Here is a 24001-nt window from a genome sequence, read left to right on the forward strand (position 1 = left end):
TGCATTTTCCGATACTTCGTTTTCCTATTCGGTTTTCCTCGCTGCTCTCTTACTCTGCACCCGGCTTTTCAATCTGTACGATAGCCGCCTTCTGCATCGGAATCCTGCAGTTCTTATTGCTACCGAACTCTACGATTACCGTGTCTTCCGTGATATCAATGATAACACCGTAGAAGCCGCTGGTCGTCAGAACACTGTCGCCGATCGCCATATTGGCAAAAAGCTCGGCCTGTTTCTGTTTCTGCTTTTTCTGCGGACGAATCATCAAGAAATACATGAATGCAACGATGATGACAATGTAAAAAACCCAAAATCCTGCACCCATACTGTTTGCTGCCAAAAAGTTCATAATTTCTCCTCCTAGGGCTTTGTTTCTATGGTCAAAGCTTTGCTTTGAATTCTAACTACGCATTTCTCGCTTTTCGATTGGTCAATCTTCTGGTATACCAGTCACACCATCCAATTTCCGCTTCTTGTATTCCGACCAGGTTCCACTTTCCAGGGCCTCTCGAATCTCTTCCGTCATCTTATTGTAAAAATAAAGATTGTGAAGCACGCACAGACGAAGTCCCAGGATCTCCCCGGCTTTCAAAAGGTGCCTGATGTAAGCCCTGCTGTACCGTTTACAAGCCGGACAGTCACATCCTTCCTCAATCGGGCGGTCATCCACTTCATACTTTGCATTGAACAGATTCCGTTTGCCCCGATTCGTATACACATGGCCATGACGGCCGTTTCTACTGGGATAGACACAGTCAAAGAAATCCACGCCTCGATCTACCGCTTCCAAAATATTGGCTGGGGTGCCAACTCCCATCAAGTACGTCGGCTTCGCCTCCGGCAGGTAGGGAACGGTCTCTTCGATAATCTGATACATCTCCTCATGGCTCTCGCCCACCGCTAATCCGCCAAGGGCATAACCATCCAAATCCAATTCGGATATTCGCTTCGCATGCTCAATCCGGATATCGGCAAAAGTGCCTCCCTGATTGATACCAAAAAGCATCTGGCGGGGGTTGATCGTATCTGGCAAGGAATTTAGACGTTCCATCTCTTTTTTACAGCGTTCCAGCCAGCGGGTAGTTCGATCCACGCTATTTTGCATATATTCTCTGGTCGCCGGATGAGGCGGACATTCGTCAAAAGCCATTGCAATGGTAGACGCCAAATGGGACTGAATCCGCATACTCTCTTCCGGTCCCATAAAAATCTTTCGACCGTCCACATGAGAATGAAAGTGAACGCCTTCCTCCTTAATCTTCCGAAGCCCTGCTAGAGAAAATACCTGAAACCCTCCGGAGTCCGTTAAGATCGGCTTGTCCCAAACCATAAATTTGTGAAGACCGCCCAACTGGTAAATCACCTCGTCACCTGGACGGACATGGAGGTGATACGTGTTAGACAGCTCCACCTGTGTTCCAATCGTTTCCAAATCTTGCGTAGAAACGCCGCCTTTGATAGCGGCGGCTGTTCCGACATTCATAAAGACAGGCGTTTCGATCGTCCCATGTACGGTCTGAAACCGTCCTCGTTTTGCATTCCCACATTTTTTCAGTAAAGTATACATAAGCGTAGTATATCGAAGAAATGAATCTTTTTCAAGTGGTAAGAGAAAAAATTTACAGAAAGATTCGATTCAGGATATCATTCCCCCAAGCATACCGCCCCCCAGGCAAATCCCGCAGGCGATGGCCATCTCTCTGAAATTGCCGTTCCAACCTCCTGAAGTGGCTCCAGAGATCAAAAACAAGACAGCAAAATAGAGCAATCCATATGCCAGCCCCCAGACAAACCGGCGATTTTTCAGCTTCTTCCCAACTACCATTCCCCCGATCAGGGCGGCTAACGCATAGATAAGCCAAATTCCGATTTGAAGAGTACTATCGCTCCAGTGAAATTGGTACAAACCGAAACTTAGCACAAAGATCAATACAGCCGTCACCAGCGCCCCAACCAACAGTCCTTGCCCATAAGCTTTCATTTTCATGAAGAAAATCCCCCTTTCCTTCTATAATATATAGCATGGGAACTTGACAATAGTCCTGCAATATTGTAGAATTCTTCCATATGCAGAGTATTTTTGTTTTATCGGATCTTGCCTGGGCAATATTTGATAAAATTGATATGTTCATTAACGAGGACAATACCATAAAAATAAATAACACAGGAGTGATATCATTTTGGACCCAAGTGACAGTATATTGTTGCTAATACTATTTATTCTCATTTATCTTTCGGCATTTTTCTCTTCCTCAGAAACGGCGCTTACTACCGTAAACCGCCACCGGCTGCGCAGCCTAGCCGAGAATGGAAATGCAAGGGCTGCTCTCGTTTTAAAGACGCTGGATAATCAGGGAAAAATGCTGTCTGCGATTCTGATTGGAAATAACATTGTCAATCTAACCGCATCTTCCCTGACTACCGTATTGGCCTCCAAAATTGGCGGCTGGGTAGTGGGCGTAGCTACCGGTGTTCTTACCCTTATAATTTTAATTTTTGGTGAAATATCCCCTAAGACAATCGCCACTCTGCGTGCGGAGAGGCTGGCTTTGCGTAATGTAAAAATCATTCGGGCCATTATGTGGTTCCTGACACCGGTGATTTTCTGTATCAACCACCTGTCTCTCTTTTACCTCTGGATTTTACGGATTGATCCCAATGAGCGGCCCGATTCCATGACAGAAGACGAACTGCGTACCATCGTTGAGGTCAGCCATGAGGAGGGGGTCATCGAGTCAGACGAAAAAGAAATGATCAACAATGTGTTTGACCTGGGCGATTCCCAGGCCAAAGATGTCATGGTACCCCGCGTCAGCGTTGTCTGTGCTGACATAAATTCGACTTACGAAGATATCCTGGAAATGTTTGAGGTCGAACGTTTTACACGGATTCCGATTTATGAGGACACGCCGGATAATATCGTTGGAATCCTGAATATGAAAGACTTGGTTCTTTACAAACAGGATACGCCTTTTTATGTAAAAGACTTTTTACGGGAAACGTTTTTTACCCATGAATTTAAAAATACCTACGAACTTTTCCACGAGATGCGGCAGGCTTCTATGACCATGTCCATCGTTTTGGATGAGTATGGCTCTATGGTCGGTTTGATCACCATGGAAGATATCTTGGAAGAAATCGTCGGTGAAATCCGCGACGAATTCGACGAACAGGAATTGGAACTATTGCAAAAGATCAATGACCGGGAATATCTGGTAGAAGGATCTTATAAGCTGGATGATCTGAATGATGAAATCGGAACAGACCTGGAAAGTGAAGACTACGATTCCATCGGCGGTTACCTGTTAGGGCTCCTCGATCATTTCCCGGAAGTTGGAGAACAGGCTACGGACGAGGAAGGTTACCGCCTAATCACAGAGGCCGTCGACCGGAACCGGATTGAAAAAGTCCGCTTACTCCTTCCTGTAAAAACAGGCGGGGAAGAAAGTGAAGAATCTTAAAAAGTACGAAACTAGGAGGCTTACATGAGAATTGGAGCGCTGGAAGCCGGAGGTACAAAAATGGTTTGTGCCGTCGGTGAAGAAAATGGCAGGATTGAGACAGAAATTCAGATACCGACAGAAACCCCGGCAGTCACGCTCCCAAAGATTGCACAGTTCTTTCATGAAAATTCAATCGAAGCTTTAGGGATCGGCTGCTTCGGTCCCATCGACCTGCGAAAAGATTCCGCTACTTATGGATTTATCACCTCCACACCGAAAACAGCATGGCAAAATTGCGATATTGTCGGCTATTTCAAAAAAGAGTTGGGCATTCCCATCGGCTTTGACACAGACGTGAACGCCTCTCTTCTGGGAGAATGTTGCTTTGGCGCTGGAATTGGGCTGACAGACTGCTTATACCTAACCGTGGGTACTGGTATTGGAGCGGGAATTTTATCCGGTGGCAGCCTGGTACATGGAATGCTGCATCCGGAGGCCGGTCACTGTCAGGTGCAGCGAGTCCCTGACGATTCTTATAAGGGGCACTGTCCTTATCATCCTTCCTGCCTGGAAGGTTTCACCTGCGGACCTGCTATGGAAGAACGTTGGGGGAAACGGCCGAACGAGCTTCCGGAAGATCATATTGCTTGGGTATGGGAAGCCGATTATCTGGGGCAGGCACTTTCCGATTACATTTTCATTTTATCACCGCAAAAAATCATTTTAGGCGGTGGAATCATGGAGCAAAGGCAGCTTTTTCCTCTGATTCGAAAAAAGGTATCCAGCCAGCTGAACTCCTATCTTCGAACAGAGGAACTGAATCAAATGGAGGCTTATATTGTGCCGCCTGCCTGTAAGGGACGCCAGGGAATTCTTGGCTGTCTCAGACTGGGTTTTGCGGCTCTTTCAGAATAATATGGAAAAATATCTTCAGTTGGAACCCGTAGAAAAGACGCCGATTTGGGGAAAAGAATCCTGGGTGATTGCCGCCCATGAAAATGGGGATGGAATCATCAAAAATGGAGCTTGGAAAGGCCGGACGCTTGGTTGGCTTTGGCAAAATCACCGGGAATATTTTGGCAACATAGAAGGAGATCGTTTTCCCCTATTGATCAAAGAGATCACTGCCAAAGCAGATTTGAGCATTCAGGTTCATCCAGATAACGCCTATGCGAAAAAGCATGAAAACGGGGCTTCCGGAAAAAGTGAATGCTGGTACATTTTAGAAGCCAAAGAAGACGCTTCCTTAATTATGGGGCATAATGCCAGAAATCGGGAAGAGGCTGAACGCTTCGTACAAGAAGGACGCTGGAAAGAGTTTTTAAGGGAAGTCCCGGTAAAAGCTGGAGACTTTTTTCAGATTGACGCAGGATGTGTCCACTCGATTAAAGGTGGTATCCGTCTTTTGGAGATCCAGCAAAACAGTGATATCACCTATCGGTTATACGACTATGACCGGCTGGATGAACAGGGGAGGAAACGGCAGCTGCATATCGAGAAAAGTTTGGATGTCATTAACTATGGGAAAGGCTCATATTCCAACCGCTTCCAATCCATTCCTTTACTGAAAACTTGCCAAAATCTAGTTCAGACGCCTTACTACCGAGTAGACCTGCTGAAGTTAAAGAATGAGTCCTATGCGCTGACGCCGCAAAACACGTTCCTCTGCCTGGATATTCTTCAGGGAAACGGTACTTTGGAATCCACTCCGATTACCCAAGGCATGCACATTTTTATTCCCTGCCAAAACAGAGAAATCCAGATATCCGGTAAACTGGAAATGATCTTGTCCTCTCCGGCTAATGATCCACAAAAATAAAAAAGTGACCGTTTCTATCATTTTCTAAATAGAGCGGTCACTTTTTTATTTCGTTTTTCTTTTAGGTCAACCAATTCTTTCCACAGAACCAATAATACAAAAGCATAAAGTTTGTCACAATACAGCCTGCAAGAAAAAGAGAAGTCATCCAGTTCTTCGCTCTTTTTTGCAAAAAATCTCCGGCAGAAAAGGTAAATAATCCGGCGCCTATGATGTACCGAGGGATGGAGTGTAGGCGCACCCCCAACGGAATGAACAAGAAAATACCTGCCAGAACCGCTTCCTCCCATCGTTTTTCAAACAATAAATATAGAATCAATCCGATACCGGCCAAGGCCCACACCGAAAAATAGATCCAGAGCCATTCTCCGGAAGTCAAACCATCCCAAATCAGCAAAAAGGCATTTTTCTCTCCGATTCCCCATCCTGCCTGGACATGAAGAAATGCCAGGGGATCCCCCATATGCAATCCCAAATAGAGCATAAAAGAGAATAATCCAGACGGAATCAGGCAAGTGCCAAGAACTAGCCTCCAATTTCCCAGCGTATTTTCGAAAAAACCTTTTACAGAATGCGTCTCCCCATTCTGAAAATAATCAGCTATCACCTTCACTGCAATCGCAAACACTACCATAATCCCTGTATTTCTGGCAGCGCTTAAAAGGGCGCCTGCAATACCCATCGCCAAATATCTTTTCTTCTGAAGAAAATACAACGTAAGCAAAAGAAGAAATAAATAAAAGGCTTCTGTATAAAATGAGGCAAAGTAAAAGCTATAAAGCCCTGCAGCGACAAAAATCTGTGTGGCAACGGCCTGATATACGCTCCTTTTCGTCTCCTGAAAATAATAATAAATGAGAACCAGGATTCCTACGGTAACAGCGGACATGACAATCCCTGCAATTGCGCAAAGATTCCCCCCTAAGATCGAGTAAAGAAATCCGATACAAATCGGGGCCAGAGGAAAAAAAGCCCAATTTTCCTGTTCCAACAATCCCCCCACGCTGGCCGGCCCTTTCGCATATCCATTCTGGACCAAATCGATATACCAGCCCGAATCCCACTGATTCATAGCTATCCAAAAGTTTCCATCCGTTCCATTTATAGATTCATAAACAAGAAAAACGCCATAAAACAGCAAACGAGAAATAAGAACCAGTAAAATAGACCAAAGAATCAGGTTTCTTTTTTGATGTTCTTCCTGTTCTAACCACGCGCATATTTTATTCATTCCGCTTTCTCCTCATCTAACTGGATCGAATCTATCATGACGCCTAATTCTCTGGCGTCACTGCTACCAAAATCACTGGGACGAACCGGCCGTTCAATAGAAAAAACCAATTCCAACCTTCGATCTTCCCCGATGATCTCTCGTGGTATTTTTAATGACGATGGCTGATCCATTTCCCTAGAAAGCGTTCCCAGTGAAATCCCATTGGCAAGTATTTCGATCTCCCCATCGGAGATCCAATTGGTTATGGTATAAGTAAATATGAGATCCCTTGAAATCTCCGGAATCGGATCGTAGAAAAGAACAGCTTCGCCTCCCTTTGTCCACCGTCCCTCGTCTTCCGCATCATACCATCCCCTTCCGAGGCGCAAAGCCATCTTCTCTTCCCCAGAATGGGTTCCCAGATATTCCGTTATCCCAAGCTCACAGTTTAATCCCGTATCACCGGGCCATACCGACAAGCTGTGATCAATAAAATACATCCGATACACATCTGACACCTCCGGAGTACGCGCCCACCACAATATAGCGAAATATCCGAACACCAAAACAGCGGATAGAAAATATGCAGCAACTTTCTTTTTCATGTTTCACCCATTCCCTTCCAGATACGGTACAATTATAAAGGTCACGAATCATTCTGTAAAGGGCAAAATCCGTTTCCCAGCGATATTTAGAAAATTTTTGCTCGATCGAATACTTCCTCTGCCAGAGTACGTTGACACCTACGCCAAACCCCGATATAATGATAACTGCTTCAACTAAATCTGCTCTGCTCAAGGAGAAAAAATGAATAAACAGCCAACTCTTTTTCTCATTATTCCTTGTTATAATGAGGAAGAAGTATTACCACTTACCGCGCCTATGTTTTTATCAAAGCTGGAACAATTGATTTCCGAGCATAAGATTCATGAAAATAGTAAAATTCTATTTGTGAATGACGGGAGCAAGGATAAAACCTGGAAGATCATTTGTGATCTAGCTCGCCAAAATCCTCATTACACCGGCATTTCCCAAAGCCGAAACCGCGGTCATCAAAGTACGGTTCTGGCCGGCTTGATGGAGGCGAAAGAACAATGCGATATCACCATTTCCATCGATTGCGATGGGCAAGATGATATCAACGCGATGGATCAGATGGTAGATGCTTATCGAAATGGAGCCGAAATCGTTTACGGTGTACGAAGCAAAAGAGAGACCGATACGGCTTTTAAAAGGCTGACTGCCGAAGGTTTTTACCGATTTATGAATTGGTTGGGCGCAGAAGTCGTATTTAATCACGCGGACTACCGGTTGATTTCTTCCCGTGTACTAAAGGAGTTTGCTAATTTTAAAGAAGTAAATATATTTTTAAGGGGAATGGTGCCGCTGGTCGGTTTTCACAGCACTTCCGTATATTATGAGCGGAATGAACGAATTGCTGGAAGCAGCCACTATCCGCTGCGAAAAATGCTTGCTCTGGCCTTCGACGGAATTACCAGCCTCAGCGTCAAACCGATTCGCCTGATCACCGGCTTTGGCCTCCTAGTTTCCCTACTCAGCTTTATCGCCGTTATTTGGGCCGTCATATCCGCTCTTCTGGGATATACGGTTACCGGATGGGCCAGTACTGTATGTATCCTTTGCTTTTTAGGGGGAATCCAATTGGTCAGTCTCGGCATTATCGGGGAATACATTGGAAAGATCTATATGGAAACCAAGGCAAGGCCACGCTATATCATCAGCGAACGCACTACGCCATCCTCACCGGAATCTACGAATGTTCTCCCAGATCCAGATAAAATAGTATAGCCTCTTATCTTCTATAAGCAGAAACATACACGTCTCATAGCAGGATAGATGGTCTATCCATCGCCAAACAGCATAAAACACGAGAGGAGTGCAAAAGTATCTTCCCACGCCTCTCGTGTCTTTTATTTTCTATTTTTTTATCCCATAAGAATCACAAAGTTTTTGAAACTCAACAGAATTTGCAAATCCATAGAATACGGTTTTTCTGCTTTTTCCATTCTTTAACTGTTTTACCCATGCCTGCAATCCTTCTGTATCCGGCTCACGTCCCAGGCAGGCTTGATACAAATAGGTGACATACTGAGTATCGCTATACTTTCTACTCTGAAATTCGCTGCTGAAGAAAAATCCGTAGGCGACCTCACTTCCGGTACCTTTTCGGGCTACCAATGCGCGAACCCAGCTCTCGGCCTCTTCCGTTTTCGGATTCCTCTGGAGGCAAATATGATACAGTCTGGCTACAAAACGCGTCACCGGTTCGTGGATATCGACATATTGTTTGGAGGAATAACTCCCTCTTTTGATTTCATATCGTTGGCAAATATCCTGAAACTCAGCGGAGTTGGCAAAGCCACTAAACACCATATGTCTGGTAAATCCGCAGTTCAATACGTCCACCCAAGCTTGTATTTCCGTTTCCTTTGGAGTTCTTCCCATCATGGTCTGGTATAAATGGGAAACATATTGCCGCGCGCTTACATTTTTCTTATCATATTCTACGCTAAAAATAAATCCATAAGCCACGTCTGTCCCCGTGCTTTTCCCGTCTTCTAAAACCTTTACCCAGGAATTCACTTCCGACTCTTTCGCCGTACGGCCCAAAATCAAACGATACAGACGTTTTACAAATCCATGTAACGTGAGATCTTCACAACTATCACAATAGTCTTTGTCAATGGGAACTACGCAACTATGTGTATATTTCACAGCATCTCTGCCTGGATTGTAACTTCCTGCCTTTTTTTCATACCGGTACAGAGAGTAACCAGAACCCAGATATTTTTGTTCCAGCTGCGCAAGGGTCCCGCTTCCGCCTACGCCGTACCTAGTCCTCCGTACCTTTGGAGGGGTCTGCTCCAAAATATCGACAAATTGAATGGTCCCATCATTCCCATAGCCAATATCCGCTACCAAAACAACATGTACGCCGGAACGATTAAAGATATCCCCTAGCTGTACGCTATAGACACTCTGATTGGCAACCTTTGTTGCCGTTCCAGGCAAGACTGACGTCTCCCTCTTATACAGATCCCACGCATAGGACACAAAGGAACTACAGTCACTTGAATAGTAAGGCGCCACTTTATTATACTTAGACTGCGAGGTATACATCTTACTTGTCGGGTCATTGACTGCATTCGCAAATTCTTGGAACGCTGCCGTCGACGGATTATAAGAAGTATCAAAAGGAATATAGCGGGCATAAACCGGCTGCCCGTAAGGAAGTCCCTGATAAGTTACGCCTTTGGAAAAGGTATACGTATTCCCCCACCCCGCGATATCCGCCAGAGGGGTCCATTTGATCTCTTCCTGCTGCCTGGCCCTCTTAATAATATTTTTTTGACCATTGCTGGCTGCCGTATAGGCCTGGCTAACCGCCTCCACAGAAAGCGTCTCCATTTCCTCTACAACGAGTTCCCCATCCGCCACCTTGCGGGCATTTTCCGCGCAAACTGCACACTCTTCGCCTTCTCCCAGCAGCTCATCAATCGGACATGCCTCCCCCAATTGATAATTTTCCAGTTGAACTGCACTGCGATAGCCGAAAAACAACTGGGAAATTTCCATCTGATAATCTTGGCCTTCGATGGTCATAACTAGGTAGCCTTCTGTCAAGTCCCAAGCGCTAACATCTTCCTTGACCAATTGGTCTTCCGCCCAGATATCCCAGTTTAAGGCTTCTCCTTTTGCGTAGAGCATTCCCTGTTCTGTGGGAATAAACCCTTGGATTGCTCCGTCTATCCGCACTTCTGTCACATCATTTCCCGGACAAAAGAGATAAATATTCCCCTCAGATAAGAAAAAGAAGACCTCCTCGTTAACGACGTACATCTGAGAAATACTGGCTCCCCACTCCAGTACCGTGCTCACTGCTTGGGACACCCGATCCCACTTTTGAATGTTACCGCTCTCGGACACATAATAGACCGCCCCTTCAAAAGCATTGAGACTATGTCCCTCTTCCTGTGCTAACTGGACGGTACGCCCCGATTCATCGTAATAATTGACCGTACCTTCTCCTATATTGGAAAAATACAACGTACCATCGGGTGCCGACGCCAGACGGCCACCTCCCAAGATGGCAGCGCCGGTACTTCCCAAAATCCAATGACTCCAAGCTGGCTCTGCATTTGTCGGCGCCTCCGTTGATTCCGTTATGATTTGCTCTACACCAGGAGTTTCCGCTATGCCTTCCGATTCCACAGCACTCTGCGTATTTTCTTCAACCGTGCCTTCCTGCGTATCCTCTCCCGAATCCACACCTTCCTGTTCCTCCGACGCTTCCGAAAGCTCTTCTGAACGCTCTTCTTCCCACGCCGAGCTACCCGTCCCCTCTTCCAGATAGCCGCTTTCTTCCGAGCTAACCGGCAAGGTTGCTTCTTGTGCAAAAAGCAAAGACGGCGAGCCAACTCCCTGCCATAGAATAGCTGCGGTAAGAAAAAGTGTAAAAATCTTTTTTCTCATTTGTTCTTTCTATCCTTTCTATCCTCGTCCCCATGCTCCAATTCAAGCACATAGTACTCTTTCTATTTTATCGCCTTTATTCAAAAATGCAATAGAAATAAAAACCACAAAATCATATTTCAGGAAACAGCGGCGTCGGATAGTTCCCTTGTTTCACCATTTCGTCCATCCGTTTCGCTACCAAGGCCTGATCTTCCTGATACGTCATTCCAAACCAGATATCCGTGGTAGGCAATACCGTTACCTCCGCCTCGTCCGCCATTAACATTTGATCTACTAGAATGGGAAGAAGATACTCTCCTTTTACGTCTCCCTCTGGAATATGCTTTAAGAAATCCACAAACCCTTTTTCCAGCCTGGGAATAAATTCCACAGGGAAGCCCCAAAAATTCATGGAAACCAAACTGGAAGGATCTAGTTGCTTTTCTTTGCCCTGGTAGAACCCGTGGGCCGTGCCATCCGGCCTCTTACCAATCTCCTTTGTCTCTTCAATGCCCTTTAGCTTTCCGTTTTCATCCAGCAAACAAACTCCACGGGTTACCGTTCCATTTTCACTTAACGTATTTCCTAACACAAATCCCGCCATAGCCAAATGATGATGTTTTGTTTTATCATTCTGCGGCTTGCTCAAAAACTGGTAGAGATCGCGAAATGCTTTTTTTCCATAGTAATCATCTGCATTAATCACTGCAAAAGGAGCGTCCAAAATCTTCCGGCACGCTAATACGGCATGGCCCGTCCCCCAAGGCTTGGTCCTATCTTTCGGACAGCAAAATCCGGCCGGCAGATCCTGAATATCCTGATAAACGTATTTCACATCCATATATTTCTCAATCCGACAGCCAATCCGTTCGCGAAAATCTGCCTCAATGTCCTTACGAATAATAAAGATCACCGTCTCAAATCCAGCTTCTTTTGCATCATATACAGAATAATCGATGATCAGCTCACCGGATGGTCCCACCGAAGACAGCTGCTTTATACCTCCTCCAAACCGGCTTCCCATTCCTGCGGCCATTACTACTAACACAGGCTTTTTCATCTAGTTTCCTCCCATCTCCTGATAAATCCGATATACGTTTTCTAACATGGTCTTCTCCAGAAAGTGCTCTTGCACCCGCTTTCTTGCTGCTTCTCCCATTTGCTTTCGAAGTTTCGGAGATTCCACCATCTTTTTCATCGCAGACCGCAATGCTTTCTCATCCTCCGGAGGCACTGTCAATCCAGTGATTCCATCCAAGCTCACATAAGGAACGCCGCTGGGCAAATTTGTATTGATCACCGGCTTTCCCCATGCCATTGCCTCAATCTGAACAATACCAAATGCCTCCGTTTTTGATATGGACGGCAAAACAAAGACGTCGCATTGACGAAATTCCTCCGCTACCTGTCTGTCATCCAAATGGTGCTTAAAATGAACGCGTCCTTCTAACCCCAAAGAAGATGTCAGCGCCTCCAATTCTGCCCTCAGTCCACCGTCGCCAACAAGGACGAGTTCCGCATGGTCCAAGCCGCAAAATGCCCGCAGAAGCGTCTCGCAGCCTTTATAGGAAACCAGTCTTCCCACAAACAAAAATCGGACGGGTATTTCTTCACGAAATTCCTGTACTGGTTCTACTCGTGGCACCCCATATGGAATGATTTTGCATTTTTCTCGATAGGGTTTTAAAAACTCTGACCCTTCAATGTGTCCTTCGGTTGCTACCAGAATCAGATCCGACCGTTTTAACATCCAATTCATCAACGGTCGATAAAAATAAAGCAGCTTTTTTTGCCGTACGATGTCGCTGTGCCACCATAAAATCACTTTCCCTTTATAGCGGGATAAAAAGCAGGCCAAATCGCCTAATGGAAAAGGCGCATGGAGTTGAACGATATCACTTTTCTTGGCCATCTTCCGAAACTTCCACAAAAAGGAAAGTGAGATCGGCATCGAAAAGAAAATCCCAAAGCTTGAAGCACGATGAACTTCGACCCCACCTCGCTGCTCTATCCGCCCTTTTCCTTTTTTTTGACAGACCAAAACTTTTGTATCGGTTACGTCTTTCAATCCCTCTGCCAGCTGCTGCACCACATGTTCAATCCCCCCGGTTACCGGTGCATATAACTTATTTACCTGCAAAACCTTTCGTTTTTTCATCATTCCTCACTCTGTATCAGTCTCTGAAAAACGTCCAAAACAATGTTTGCTGTGCGGGTCCAAGTAAAAGTTTCCGCTCGCTGGATTCCTTTCCTGGAAAGCTCCTGCCTAAATTCCGGATCATCGATCAATTTTTGCAGCCCTTCCTCGATGCTTTCCACGGAAAAGGGATCTACCAAAACAGCGCAGTCGCCCGCCACTTCCGGCATAGAGCTGACATTCGAAGTCAAAACCGGCGTACCGCAAGCCATCGCTTCCAGAGGAGGCATCCCAAATCCCTCATAGACCGATGGAAAAACAAACGCCATCGCGCCTTTTAGCAGCAAAGGCACATCCTGGCTATCCGCATAACCAGTCGACCATACACAGTCTTCCAAATGCAACGCCTGTATTTTTTCAAAAATGGAATCATAGAGCCACCCCTTTCTTCCAACCAAAATCAAAGGGGGAATATCTGACCGTTTTTGCTTTAAACTCCCATACGCTTCGATGAGACGAACAATGTTCTTCCTCGGCTCCAGAGTACCTAAATACAACAAATAGTCCGAAGGCAGATGGTATTTTTCCTTTGCCGCCGCCACCTGTTCCTCCGAATAGCCGCAGTGGAAGCGTTCCCGGCGGATTCCCAATGGCATAACAGTAATTTTTTTCGGATCTACGTTCAGATATTTGATCACTTCCTGCTTTGTAAATTCCGATACCGTAAGAATTGCATCCGCACGTTTACAAGCTTTTACCATATTGGCTTCCAGCATCATTTTTGTTCGGCTCCGGACAGTTTCCGGAAAAACCTTATAAGCCATATCGTGAAAAATCGTAACACGTTTCCCCTTTACGCCCGGTGGAATATAGTAGTTGAAAAAAAAGGTAACGTCCGAATCCTTGCCAAAAAACCACGAGTAGGGAATCGGAAAAATATTCCACATCATTTTATATAAGCTAAAGCTAAAACGCGCACAGACATCCTGGAATCCCAAATTCACATATTCCTCGATTCCTGGCGGCCGACCGGCCGAGTGATTCCGCAGCTTAAAATAGTTTAACTGCAGCTGATCTTTTGTATCTAAACTTTTCAACTCCCGCAAGATCCCGTCTGCCACCCATCCGATTCCGGTTTTTTCTGCTTCCATCAACAGCTGAGACTCAAATGCTATTTTCATACAAACTCTCCATAAAGGGATTGAAAAATAGGAATGCTCTGCAACAAGCACTCCTATTTTCCAATTTTTCTTTTATTTAATGGCACCCTCTCTGTCCACAACGATCATACGCTGTCGGGTCAGTCGGATCCCAGGTATGCCAAGATGGCAATTGATACGCGCTCGGTTTCCCGTAAGGGCCGGCCACAGAGCTATCATAAATGGTCACTTGCGTTCCCAAGCTGCAATTGTCATAAATCCATTTTGCATCGCCGGCCGTTAAACGTACGCAGCCATGGGACACAGATCTTCCCAGTTGATTGTAAGCGCCGGTATACAAGGTTCCGTTGGTATAATCATGGTAATAAACTGAATGGAACAATACGCCGCCAACAATACGCGTACACCACTGACCGTATACTTTGTTCATCAGCTCATGCCAACGGTACTTGTTCGGAGTAGAAAAGGTTCCCGTCGGAGTCGCTCCGCTTGCGCCAGTGGAACAAATAAAGGATTTCACTGGAATCGTATATCCGTTCCCTCCGTCTTTTGCATATACGGTTACGGTATTGCATTGACGGTTTACTTCAATCCGGTATGAGGACTGCTTCCCAATGATGTCATCCAAATCCGTACAAAGCTTGCCGTCTCCGTAAAAGAAGTATTTCAATCCATCGACATACTCCCAGCCGGTCACTCTCGCATTTCCATCATTGGGGTCAAAATAATATCGATTCCCATCAATCGTCTGCCAACCGCTTACGCGGCTGTCATTTTTAATATAGTATACTTTCTGTCCTCCGGTCTGCCAGCCATTTTTAAATCTAGCAATTCCTCGCGATCGACAAGCATTGATATATTCTTGGCTATCAGCCATCTGAGTGACCACGGTTTCCCGGCTGACACCACGATTTAAAACTCGAACCCAATCCGCACTTCCGCTTTTGTCCGGTTCCCTTCCCAATAAAGCACGGTAAACATCAGCTACAAAATCCGTATTATTCTTATTTTTTCTCTGGTACTCTTCTGAGAAGAAAAATCCGTAGGCAATATCCAGGCTAGAGATCGACTTTTCCTTCAACCCCTGCACCCAACCGTTCAGCTCTCTTCCGGTTGGAACCCGGTTCATACAAACGCGATAAAACTTTATAGCAAATCCGCTGATCTCCGGATACAAATCCCGCGCTTCCGTCAAATCAAGGTTCCCTACCTTGATGCCATAAGCATTACAAAGATTCCGAAATTCCTGGGAGCCCACAAAGCCTTGAACAACCGCTCGGTTAGAAACACCTTTCTCGTATACTGCTAGCCAACCACTTTTTCCCGATGCATCTGCCTCTCGATTCATCAATGCACGATACAAAACATCCAGAAAATCCGCATTGCTCAATCTCTTATTTTGCATTTCATCGCTGTTCAAGAACCCCCACGCGATATCTGCACCCGTGTTCTGCCCAGAAAGCAGCGCCGAAACCCATGCTTGAAGTCCCTTGGTCTCCGCCTGTCTTCCTAAACATGTACGGTATAGACGCATTACAAAACTAGTCACAGCAGGATTTTGATCTTCAATTTCATTGGAAACATAATGCCCTCTCACCACCTGATAACGGCTACAAATCGTTCGATACTCATCCGAGTTGGCAAATCCTTCAAATACCTTCCGACGGCTGCTTCCATTATATAAACAGTTCACCCAAGATGCCAATCCTGATGAATCCGCCTCCCGTCCAAAAAAGGTACGGTATAACATCTGAACATAAGCTTCATCCCCAGTTTTCTTATTCTGGTATTCCTCGCTGAAAATGAAGCCGTAGGCTACTTCAATTCCTGTATTTTGATTGTTCTGCAGGCAAGCCACCCAAGCAGCAATTTCATCTGCTCTTGCCGTCCGCCCCAGGCAATATTCATACAGCCTGGCCACAAAAGCTTCATAGTAAGTCTGCTGATCACTCTTCGCTTCCAAAGGAAGCGCCTCTGCTACCACAGGCTCCTCCAACGACGGAGTCTCCGGCTCTGTCGGCACCGATTCCTCCGGCTCTCCTCCCAGAGTTTCCTCCGGTTCCACATTGTCTTCCGACAACGTTTCCTCTTGCTCTGGCAATTCCGGAATCGTCTCTTCCCCCGAAGATGATTCCAGCGTTGTCTCCATTCCTGTGAATTCCGGTATTTCGCGTTCCTCCGTCTGTGCCGATTCCGGAATGCTACTGCTTTCAGGTACAGGTGATGCCAAAGCAGAACCACTGCCAAGCAGCATACTGCCCGCACACAGGATTGCGCACATCTTTAACGCAACACTTCTCATTTCCTCGTCCTCCCGTTTCTAACCTTGCAGCCCCCAAATCCGCTCACTGCAAACATTCTACGCCGCTACCCCTCAATCAAAAAAGAACTGATGAGAGGTCAAGCCTTTTTATTATAGCACACTTCTGAAAAAAGCAACAGTTCCTGTCCCTAATTTTACCGAAAAATTTCAGGATTCTTACGCCAAAATTGCAGCGTCCACTGCAGCGTCTCACGAAGGGGAATTTCCGGTTTCCAGCCGGTATGCCCCTTTAGCTTCGCAATATCCGCCTCAATCACCGGTATATCAATCGGACGCAGCCGTTTAGCATCTACTTCCACTCGGATCTTTGCTTCCGACAGAGATAAAATTTGTGCCAAAAGCTCATCAATTCCAACCGCATGGCCGCTTCCCACATTGTAAGTTTCTCCCGACTTGCCCTTTTCTGCCAACAGGCGATAGGCTCTGACCACGTCGCGAACATCGGTAAAATCCCGTCTGGCGCTTAAATTCCCCACCTGAATCACCGGTTCCCGCAGCCCTGCCTCCACTTCTGCCACCTGTTTACAAAAGTCTGCCACCACAAAACCCGTTTTTTGTCCCGCGCCAATGTGGTTAAAAGCGCGAACCATGACAATTGGCATTCCATATGCTTTCGCATAGATATTTCCAATCAAATTTTGCGCCACCTTTGTCGCTGCGTAAAGATTTCCCGGCCGCACTTTTATATTTTCTGAGACAGGCACTTCTTCCGGCAGAACATAGCCGTATTCCTCACCGGAACCGATCAGTAAAATCCTCGGCTGATAATCTGGAATCTCCCGAACCGCTTCCAAAAGGTTCACCGCGCCCTTGATATTCACATCTACCGTAAGAGCCGGATTTTTCCAAGACAATCCAACGGAGCTCTGAGCAGCCAGATGAAAAATCACATCTGGACAAAGGCAGCGCAGGATATCTGCAATCTGAGCCTGTTCTAAAATATTCAGCGGATAAACGTCATGACCTTCCGGTGCCTTTTCTGAAGACAACATGGTCATGGCGACGGACCATCCCACCTTCTTCAAATCCTGCGCCAGATACCCTCCAACAAAGCCGGAACCTCCTACAATCAGAGCTTTCATCCACGGCCCTCCTATCTTTTCCCTGCTCCCTTACTTTCTAGCTCTTGGCGCACCAACGCTCGATCTGTCTCCACCATTCGCTTTACCATCTGCTCAAAAGAAATCTCCCGCTTCCATCCCAGCTTTTTCTCCGCCTTTTCCGGATCTCCAATCAAAAGCTCTACTTCCGCCGGCCGGAAAAAGCTGGGATTTACCGCCACCAGCACCTTTCCATCCGCTTTATTGATCCCTTTCTCATCCACTCCATGCCCCTGCCATTCTATCTCAATGCCAATCTGGCGGAAGGCAGTTTCCACAAAAGAACGGACGGTACGGGTTTCATTGGTCGCCACTACATAATCATCGGCTTCCTCCTGCTGCAGCATCAGCCACATGGCGCGGACATAATCCTGGGAATGTCCCCAGTCTCTCTTTGCATCCAGATTTCCAAGTTCTACCCGTTCCTGAAGGCCTGCCTCGATACGAGCCACCGCGTTGGTAATCTTTCGAGTTACAAATTCTAACCCTCTGCGTTCGCTTTCGTGGTTAAACAAAATCCCGCTGCAGGCAAAAAGCTGGTAGCTTTCCCGGTAATTCTTTGTAATCCAGTGGCCATACAGCTTTGCAACGCCGTAAGGACTTCTTGGATAAAACGGAGTGTTCTCAGACTGCGGAATCTCCTGCACTTTTCCAAACATCTCGCTGGTGGAAGCCTGATAGAAGCGAGCCTCCGGCTTCACGGTACGGATTGCCTCCAAAAGATTCGTCACACCGATCGCATCGATTTCAGCCGTTGCAAGCGGCTGTTCCCAGCTGGTCGCCACAAAAGACTGTGCAGCTAAATTGTACACCTCATCCGCCTGGGAAACCCGCATCGCATGAATCAGCGACGCCAAGTCGGTCATATCCGCATAGATAAAATGAATTTTTTCTTTCAGGTGAACGACGTTTCCGTAATCCACCACACTTTTTCTTCTCATCAGGCCAAATACCTGATACCCCTTTTCCAACAGCAATTCTGCCAGGTAAGATCCATCCTGTCCCGTAACTCCTGTAATTAACGCATGTTTCATGTTTTGTCCTCCAAATCGGTTAGATGTATTCATTCCGATTGCATACTCTCAAATTTTCTAATACCTTTTTTATCTCTCCGGCGCTTTCTTTCGCACAGATCAAAATCGCATCGTCGGTATCGACAATCACCAGATTTCGCAGTCCGACTGCCGCGATCAGCTTTTCTGTTCCCTGGATGGTGGTATTCTTGGTATTCACCGTGATCACGTTCCCGTTTACCACATTTCCTTCTTCGTTTGTTTTATTGATACGCTCCACTGCCAGCCAGCTGCCCACATCATCCCACCCGAAGGTTCCCGGAATCACATAAATGTTCCTGGCCTTTTCCATAATTCCATAGTCGATCGAAACTGAGGGCAGTTTCGCAAATTCCCTTTCCAAGACGGCATCTTCTTCTCCTGTCCCGATGGCAGCCTGTATCGTTCTCAAGCCAGAATACGTCTCCGGCATATATTTTTCTAAATTGGATAATACCGTTGACACCTTCCAGACAAACATGCCGCTGTTCCAAAGATATTGTTCCGACGCCAGATACTCTTGCGCTTTTTCCAAATTCGGTTTTTCCACAAAACAATCCACTTCATAGGCAGAAGAATCCATGCTGGCGCCCGGCCGAAAACGAATATACCCATAGCCGGTCTCCGGATAATCCGGCGTAATTCCAAGAGTCACTAGATTTTCTCCCGCCTCCGCCACACGGCAGGCCGCTTCCAAGGTGGAAACAAACATGGACGTATACTTGATCAAATGGTCGCTTGGAAGCACCATCATCAACGCATCTTCCTGTTTTCTGGCAATATGAACCGCCCCCAAGCCGATACAAGGGGCTGTATTGCGTCCAATCGGCTCACAGAGAATATTTTCCTCCGGAATATCTGGCAGCTGCTCTCTGACCAATGGACGATAGTCACGATTCGTAGAAATATAGATATCCTCCATATTGACCAAAGGCAAGATCCGCTCCACGGTCAACTGGATCATCGTCTTGCCGTCATTGGTCAAAGATAAAAACTGCTTCGGACAGCTCTTTCTGCTTCTCGGCCAAAATCGTTCGCCCCGTCCGCCGGCCATAATCAATGCCGTCTTTTTCATCATAAACCTCCTTGAAATCTTGCTCACTCCGCGATTTCCGTATACCCTATCTTCTCGTTTTCTTCCACCAGCTTTTCAAAAAATTGGAGATAGATCTCCACAATCTTTTTCCAGGAAAAGTGATCGATTACAAACTGCTGCCCCAAATCCCCCATGGCTGTGGCTTGCTCCGGATTTGCCTGAAAATAATTCAAGCACCCTTCAAACTCAAAATAATCGTTAAAATATAGCCCACCGTTGGACTTTCTCGCAAAATGGGACGTTACCTCGCAGTCCCCATGAACCAAAACCGGTCTGCCGCACAGCCAGCTTTCCATCACAACCAAAGAAAAGCTTTCATGGGTGGAAGGCTGACAGAGCGCCAACGCCCCTGCGGTAACGTCGTATTTATCCTGAATGCTGATAAAACCCAGATCGACGACATCATCCCGAATCTCTCTAGGAATCTCAATCTGCCCGCCGCCAATTAAAACCAATTTCAAATCGGTATCCTGACGCTTTTTGTATTCCGCAAAATAGGCCAGCAAGGTATGGACATTCTTTCCTTTGTCCTTTCTCCCTGCATACAAAAGATAGGGGAAATCCAAATGATAGGTTTCCCTTCCCCGCCCGGCGTCGTAAGTCAGCTCCGTATCAACCCCTTCTCCCAGCACCGCCTGCTCCACCTGGCTCATGTCATAATACCGGTTTGTCAACTCATATTCCGGCTCAGCATGGTAGATGATTCCTCGGATCTTGGAAAACTGATTTCGGAAAACCGACATGTAAAAATAGCTTTCATCATGGAAGCAGGGAATCAAAACCGATTTCTCCGGACACACCTGACAGCCGTAAAAAGTGGTTCCAAACATATAAGGGATAAAGACAAACAGCGAATATTCGTCCGCATGCTTCCTCATATAATCGTAAAGTTCGGTACTATTTACGGATTCCCGCACATAGGTCTCCTGCTCCGCCTCCGAGACCTCCTGATTCATCATCAACTTTTTGTTGACATAGTCAAAGCAGGCCCCGTCCCGAAGACGAACCCGAAAACGGCGGACCGGCATACCCAGTACGGTATCCAATCCTGGCTTGTAATAATTCAGATTCCAGTCACTGGCAAATTCCTTCACACAGGTAGTCAGTATTTCTAATTCTACGCCAGCTTCATGGAGATGAGTGGTCAACCCTCTCAGCTCCATCTCCGCTCCACCCGGAATCTTTTCCCCAAACCAGGGAATCACAAATCCTAATTTTTTCATGATACTTCCTCTTCGATCAATGCCTCCAGACGCTGTAAAAACTGTCGCTGTATCTTTTCGTGGCTAAAGTCAGAAAGGCGCTCTTTTTCTCCCGCAAGGATCGCCTGTCTCAACTCCGAATCTGTCACCACGCGATGGATCGCCGCCGCCGCTGGTTGCGGGTTCTTATCAGAAAGCAGCAACCCACTGCCGCCTAGTGTCTCGCCGACAGCACAGCTGTCGTAGGCAATAATCGGGATTTCAAAGTACATGGCCTCCACCAGAGGAATGCAAAATCCCTCATGCTCGCTCATAGAAAGATAGACATCCGCCAACTGGTAATACGCCAGGATCTCATCGAACTTTGTATGCCCGGTAAAAATCACGTCCTCCACACCCAATTCCCGCTCATATTCCCGCAGGTTTTGATAAAACCGATCCTGTTCTCCATAAGCTCCTACCAGGATCAAACGCGACTTTGGGTTATAATTCTTCTTATAATAGTAAAATGCCGTGATCAAATCTTCCTGTCTCTTGTGGGGAACCACGCGGCCAGTGTAAACAATATTTGTATAGCCGTCTCCCTGGTACCGTTCCAATACCGCTTGATTCGGCTGCTTCTCAAAATCCTCAAAAGCAATCAAAATTGGCAAAACTTCGATTGGTCCCTGATATCCCATCTTTCGCAGGTCGCCTTTATTAAAGGCAGAGTCTGCAAAACAATAGTCTACTTTATCCGCTAAAAATCGTACTGCTTCCAATCCTTTTTTGCACCCCTGCCATGCCTCCGGATGATACTCTGCAAAGAAATGCGGCGGGGTTACATTATGGTAGATTACGACTTTCCGGCATCGATAGTCCGCCAGCCGATAATTCATCTCCGATCCGGTGGAAAGATGATACAAAAGGATGTCGTCCGGACGTTCTTCATATTCCTCCCAAGAACGGGCAGTTCCCTGGGGCAGCCGCTCATCTACCCACTCTACATAGATTTCCGTCTCATATCCGTTTTCTTCCAATGTCTTTTTCAACGCCAGCGTATCGTTGCCGATGCCATCTCCGAAAGCCAGCGATGGCAGCATCTGGACCACCCGCATCTGATCTTTTCTTATTTTTTTCTTTTCCACGGCGGGAATCTGCCTCTTCATCCATTGTACTTCCCGGACCAGTCGATCATTTTCCGCCATCACCTGCAACATACTTTGCTCAAACTGATAAACCTGATCGAGCCCCTTCTCTATGACTGCATTCAGGTTATTTTGCTCTTCCACAATCGGTCTTATATAAAAGCGCACGCATTTGCGAAAGACTCTCTTTAAGAATTTCTTCAGCCCTTTTCCTTCGATGGGACGGCACTCCTCCACCATAGAATGTTGTCCTACCTGATCGAGAACGCTTATCATCTCATTTAGTTCATAAGGTTCTGTTTCATAACGTCTCTGCACGCCAAACAACCGCTGATCCGCCGCTTTTATCTTGGAATCCAAAGAAGACTCCAGATTTTTTGCTTCCTCCTCAATTTCCGCTATCCGGTCTTTCCGGTATTGTTCCTCCATATCTCCCTGCCCTCTTCCACAAAAATATCGCCGTCAGACATCCTATCTATATTTACAAAGATTTGTCCTTACCCTTCCGACGGCTTTTCCTCCAAGCCGTTCCACTGATGCGGAATCCGGAATAAACCCACATCTGGAATTTTGGAAAATACTTCAAACCGGAACGCGTCCTTATAATAGTCCATGGTGTTATCATAAATATCCTGTATCGCAGTTTCCAACAGATAAACGCACGGCAAAAGTTCTACATCTTTCAGAACCAGCTCTACCATACCATCCTTTGTCAAGTCAAAAGGAGGCGTCTGATCAATTTTCGTGTTTGTTCCATAGCAGTGAATCCCATCCGCACGGATCAACGCGATTCCAAAGACCGCGTTGTGGATTGGCTTTAACACCTTGTAAAAGATTCTCAAATAAATGGTATCGCCTGTGGCAAAAACGGTTTTCTCCACTCCATCCGCCCCATAAGTGTGAACTTCTGTCACAAATGCCGCTCTGGTTCCCCAACGGCGGTCCGGATTTTCATACCCCTTTGGTATCCCTAAAACCTTTTCCTGTTCCTGTCTAACCGGGTCCTCCTCGTGAAGCTTCCGGATCCGTTCTTTTTCTTTTTCTAGAATCTCCTGCCGTTTTTCTCCCATATATTCCAGATACTCGGAGTGAACGTCTCTGGGAGCGCCTTCTGCCCGAACCAAGCCATCGTGAATCCAGATGCTGCGATCGCAAATCTGCTCGATCTGGCCAAGGGAATGGGATACAATCACAATTGTGGTTCCTTTTTCTTTGATCTCCCGCAGCCGATTAAAACACTTGGTCTGGAAATTGGCGTCCCCGACTGCTAAAATTTCATCGATCAGCAAAATATCTGCATCCACATTGATCGCCACAGAAAACGCTAACCGCATATACATACCGGAAGAATAGGTTCGAACCGGATTGTCTAAAAATTCCTCCAATTCGGAAAATGCAATGATATCATCCATTCTCTCATCGATCTCTTTTTTCGTCAATCCGAAAATGGACGCATTGGTATAGATATTCTCCCTTCCGCTCATATCCGGATGAAACCCGGCACCCAGCTCAATCAGGCTGGAAATACGCCCCTTCATCGTAATCGTCCCTTGATCCGGATAGATAATACGCGTCAAAAGTTTCAGCGTCGTACTTTTACCGCAGCCATTATGCCCGACCAAGCCGATGGCTTCCCCTTTTTTCACCTGAAAACTAATCCCTTGGAGAACCCACCGCTCCTCATAGCGGTTCCGAGAGCGAAATAACAGGCGCTCTTTTAGCTCCGAGCCTTTATCCAAATAGACTTTGAACTTTTTCTTTACTTCCCGGACATCGATTGCAATCTCTTCCGCTTGTCCCACCGATTCCGCCTGTTTTCCATCACTCATGTCCATAACTCCTTATCACTTCCC

The 24001-nt window shown here is 46.4% G+C and carries 20 protein-coding genes; 4 read left to right on the forward strand and 16 right to left on the reverse strand.

Features of this window, described 5'->3' with window-relative positions:
- Window positions 1–49: 49 nt before the first annotated feature.
- From yajC to ACCC71_RS10560, 3 genes are all read right to left on the reverse strand, one after another.
- Window positions 50–325 carry a preprotein translocase subunit YajC gene (gene yajC / locus ACCC71_RS10550; RefSeq protein ID WP_434311843.1) on the reverse strand — a complete coding sequence of 92 codons (276 nt, stop codon included), beginning with the start codon at window positions 323–325 and terminating at the stop codon, window positions 50–52.
- 105 nt (window positions 326–430) lie between these two features.
- On the reverse strand, window positions 431–1567 hold the full coding sequence (gene tgt / locus ACCC71_RS10555; RefSeq protein ID WP_434309587.1) for a tRNA guanosine(34) transglycosylase Tgt: 1137 nt from the start codon (window positions 1565–1567) through the stop codon (window positions 431–433).
- Window positions 1568–1636: 69 nt separating this feature from the next.
- The gene (locus ACCC71_RS10560; RefSeq protein ID WP_434309588.1) at window positions 1637–1987 is read right to left on the reverse strand and encodes a TIGR04086 family membrane protein; all 351 of its coding nucleotides are present in this window, start codon (window positions 1985–1987) and stop codon (window positions 1637–1639) included.
- A gap of 193 nt (window positions 1988–2180) precedes the next feature.
- On the opposite strand from ACCC71_RS10560, the gene ACCC71_RS10565 reads away from it, so the two are divergent.
- From ACCC71_RS10565 to ACCC71_RS10575, 3 genes are read left to right on the forward strand one after another with little or no spacing between them, the layout of a single operon-like run.
- A complete protein-coding gene (locus ACCC71_RS10565; RefSeq protein WP_434309589.1) occupies window positions 2181–3461 on the forward strand; it encodes an HlyC/CorC family transporter in 1281 nt (426 codons plus the stop codon).
- A gap of 24 nt (window positions 3462–3485) precedes the next feature.
- A complete protein-coding gene (locus ACCC71_RS10570) occupies window positions 3486–4358 on the forward strand; it encodes an ROK family protein (protein ID WP_434309590.1) in 873 nt (290 codons plus the stop codon).
- Window positions 4359–4377: 19 nt separating this feature from the next.
- Window positions 4378–5262, forward strand: a complete 885-nt coding sequence (locus ACCC71_RS10575) for a type I phosphomannose isomerase catalytic subunit (protein ID WP_434309591.1) — start codon at window positions 4378–4380, stop codon at window positions 5260–5262.
- A gap of 61 nt (window positions 5263–5323) precedes the next feature.
- Here the strand turns inward: ACCC71_RS10575 and ACCC71_RS10580 are convergent, their stop codons facing one another.
- Both ACCC71_RS10580 and ACCC71_RS10585 read right to left on the reverse strand, forming a co-directional pair.
- Entirely contained in the window at window positions 5324–6493 is a 1170-nt protein-coding gene (locus ACCC71_RS10580) for a hypothetical protein (RefSeq protein WP_434309592.1), read from the reverse strand.
- Entirely contained in the window at window positions 6490–7080 is a 591-nt protein-coding gene (locus tag ACCC71_RS10585) for a hypothetical protein (protein ID WP_434309593.1), read from the reverse strand. Before ACCC71_RS10585 ends, ACCC71_RS10580 begins: the two co-directional genes overlap by 4 nt.
- 202 nt (window positions 7081–7282) lie before the next feature.
- Between ACCC71_RS10585 and ACCC71_RS10590 the strand changes: the two genes are divergently transcribed.
- Complete coding sequence (locus ACCC71_RS10590) at window positions 7283–8284, forward strand: glycosyltransferase family 2 protein (RefSeq protein WP_434309594.1); 1002 nt, start codon at window positions 7283–7285, stop codon at window positions 8282–8284.
- A gap of 129 nt (window positions 8285–8413) precedes the next feature.
- On the opposite strand, the gene ACCC71_RS10595 is transcribed toward ACCC71_RS10590, so the two are convergent.
- The 11 genes from ACCC71_RS10595 to ACCC71_RS10645 form a co-directional block, all read right to left on the reverse strand.
- A complete protein-coding gene (locus ACCC71_RS10595) occupies window positions 8414–10969 on the reverse strand; it encodes a DUF4214 domain-containing protein (protein ID WP_434309595.1) in 2556 nt (851 codons plus the stop codon).
- 112 nt (window positions 10970–11081) lie between these two features.
- Entirely contained in the window at window positions 11082–12011 is a 930-nt protein-coding gene (locus tag ACCC71_RS10600; RefSeq protein ID WP_434309596.1) for a nucleotidyltransferase, read from the reverse strand.
- Window positions 12012–13109 (reverse strand): glycosyltransferase, encoded by a 1098-nt coding sequence (locus ACCC71_RS10605; protein ID WP_434309597.1) that lies wholly within the window; start codon window positions 13107–13109, stop codon window positions 12012–12014. It abuts the gene before it with no gap.
- Window positions 13109–14269: a glycosyltransferase family 4 protein gene (locus ACCC71_RS10610; RefSeq protein WP_434309598.1), complete on the reverse strand. Its 1161-nt coding sequence runs from the start codon at window positions 14267–14269 to the stop codon at window positions 13109–13111. Before ACCC71_RS10610 ends, ACCC71_RS10605 begins: the two co-directional genes overlap by 1 nt.
- Window positions 14270–14345: 76 nt before the next feature.
- On the reverse strand, window positions 14346–16550 hold the full coding sequence (locus ACCC71_RS10615; protein ID WP_434309599.1) for a DUF4214 domain-containing protein: 2205 nt from the start codon (window positions 16548–16550) through the stop codon (window positions 14346–14348).
- Window positions 16551–16705: 155 nt separating this feature from the next.
- Window positions 16706–17653, reverse strand: coding sequence for a GDP-mannose 4,6-dehydratase (locus ACCC71_RS10620; RefSeq protein ID WP_434309600.1), 948 nt, complete (start codon window positions 17651–17653; stop codon window positions 16706–16708).
- Window positions 17654–17664: 11 nt separating this feature from the next.
- Window positions 17665–18705, reverse strand: a complete 1041-nt coding sequence (gene gmd / locus ACCC71_RS10625; RefSeq protein ID WP_434309601.1) for a GDP-mannose 4,6-dehydratase — start codon at window positions 18703–18705, stop codon at window positions 17665–17667.
- A 19-nt stretch (window positions 18706–18724) separates the two neighbouring features.
- Window positions 18725–19798 (reverse strand): mannose-1-phosphate guanylyltransferase, encoded by a 1074-nt coding sequence (locus ACCC71_RS10630; protein ID WP_434311844.1) that lies wholly within the window; start codon window positions 19796–19798, stop codon window positions 18725–18727.
- Between the two features lie 23 nt (window positions 19799–19821).
- Complete coding sequence (locus tag ACCC71_RS10635; protein ID WP_434309602.1) at window positions 19822–21042, reverse strand: glycosyltransferase family 4 protein; 1221 nt, start codon at window positions 21040–21042, stop codon at window positions 19822–19824.
- Window positions 21039–22577 (reverse strand): glycosyltransferase family 4 protein, encoded by a 1539-nt coding sequence (locus ACCC71_RS10640; RefSeq protein WP_434309603.1) that lies wholly within the window; start codon window positions 22575–22577, stop codon window positions 21039–21041. Before ACCC71_RS10640 ends, ACCC71_RS10635 begins: the two co-directional genes overlap by 4 nt.
- Window positions 22578–22645: 68 nt before the next feature.
- Window positions 22646–23977 carry an ABC transporter ATP-binding protein gene (locus ACCC71_RS10645; RefSeq protein WP_434309604.1) on the reverse strand — a complete coding sequence of 444 codons (1332 nt, stop codon included), beginning with the start codon at window positions 23975–23977 and terminating at the stop codon, window positions 22646–22648.
- Window positions 23978–24001 lie beyond the last annotated feature (24 nt).

The sequence above is a fragment of the Hominifimenecus sp. rT4P-3 genome (assembly GCF_051055405.1).
Lineage (GTDB): Bacteria > Bacillota > Clostridia > Lachnospirales > Lachnospiraceae > Pseudolachnospira.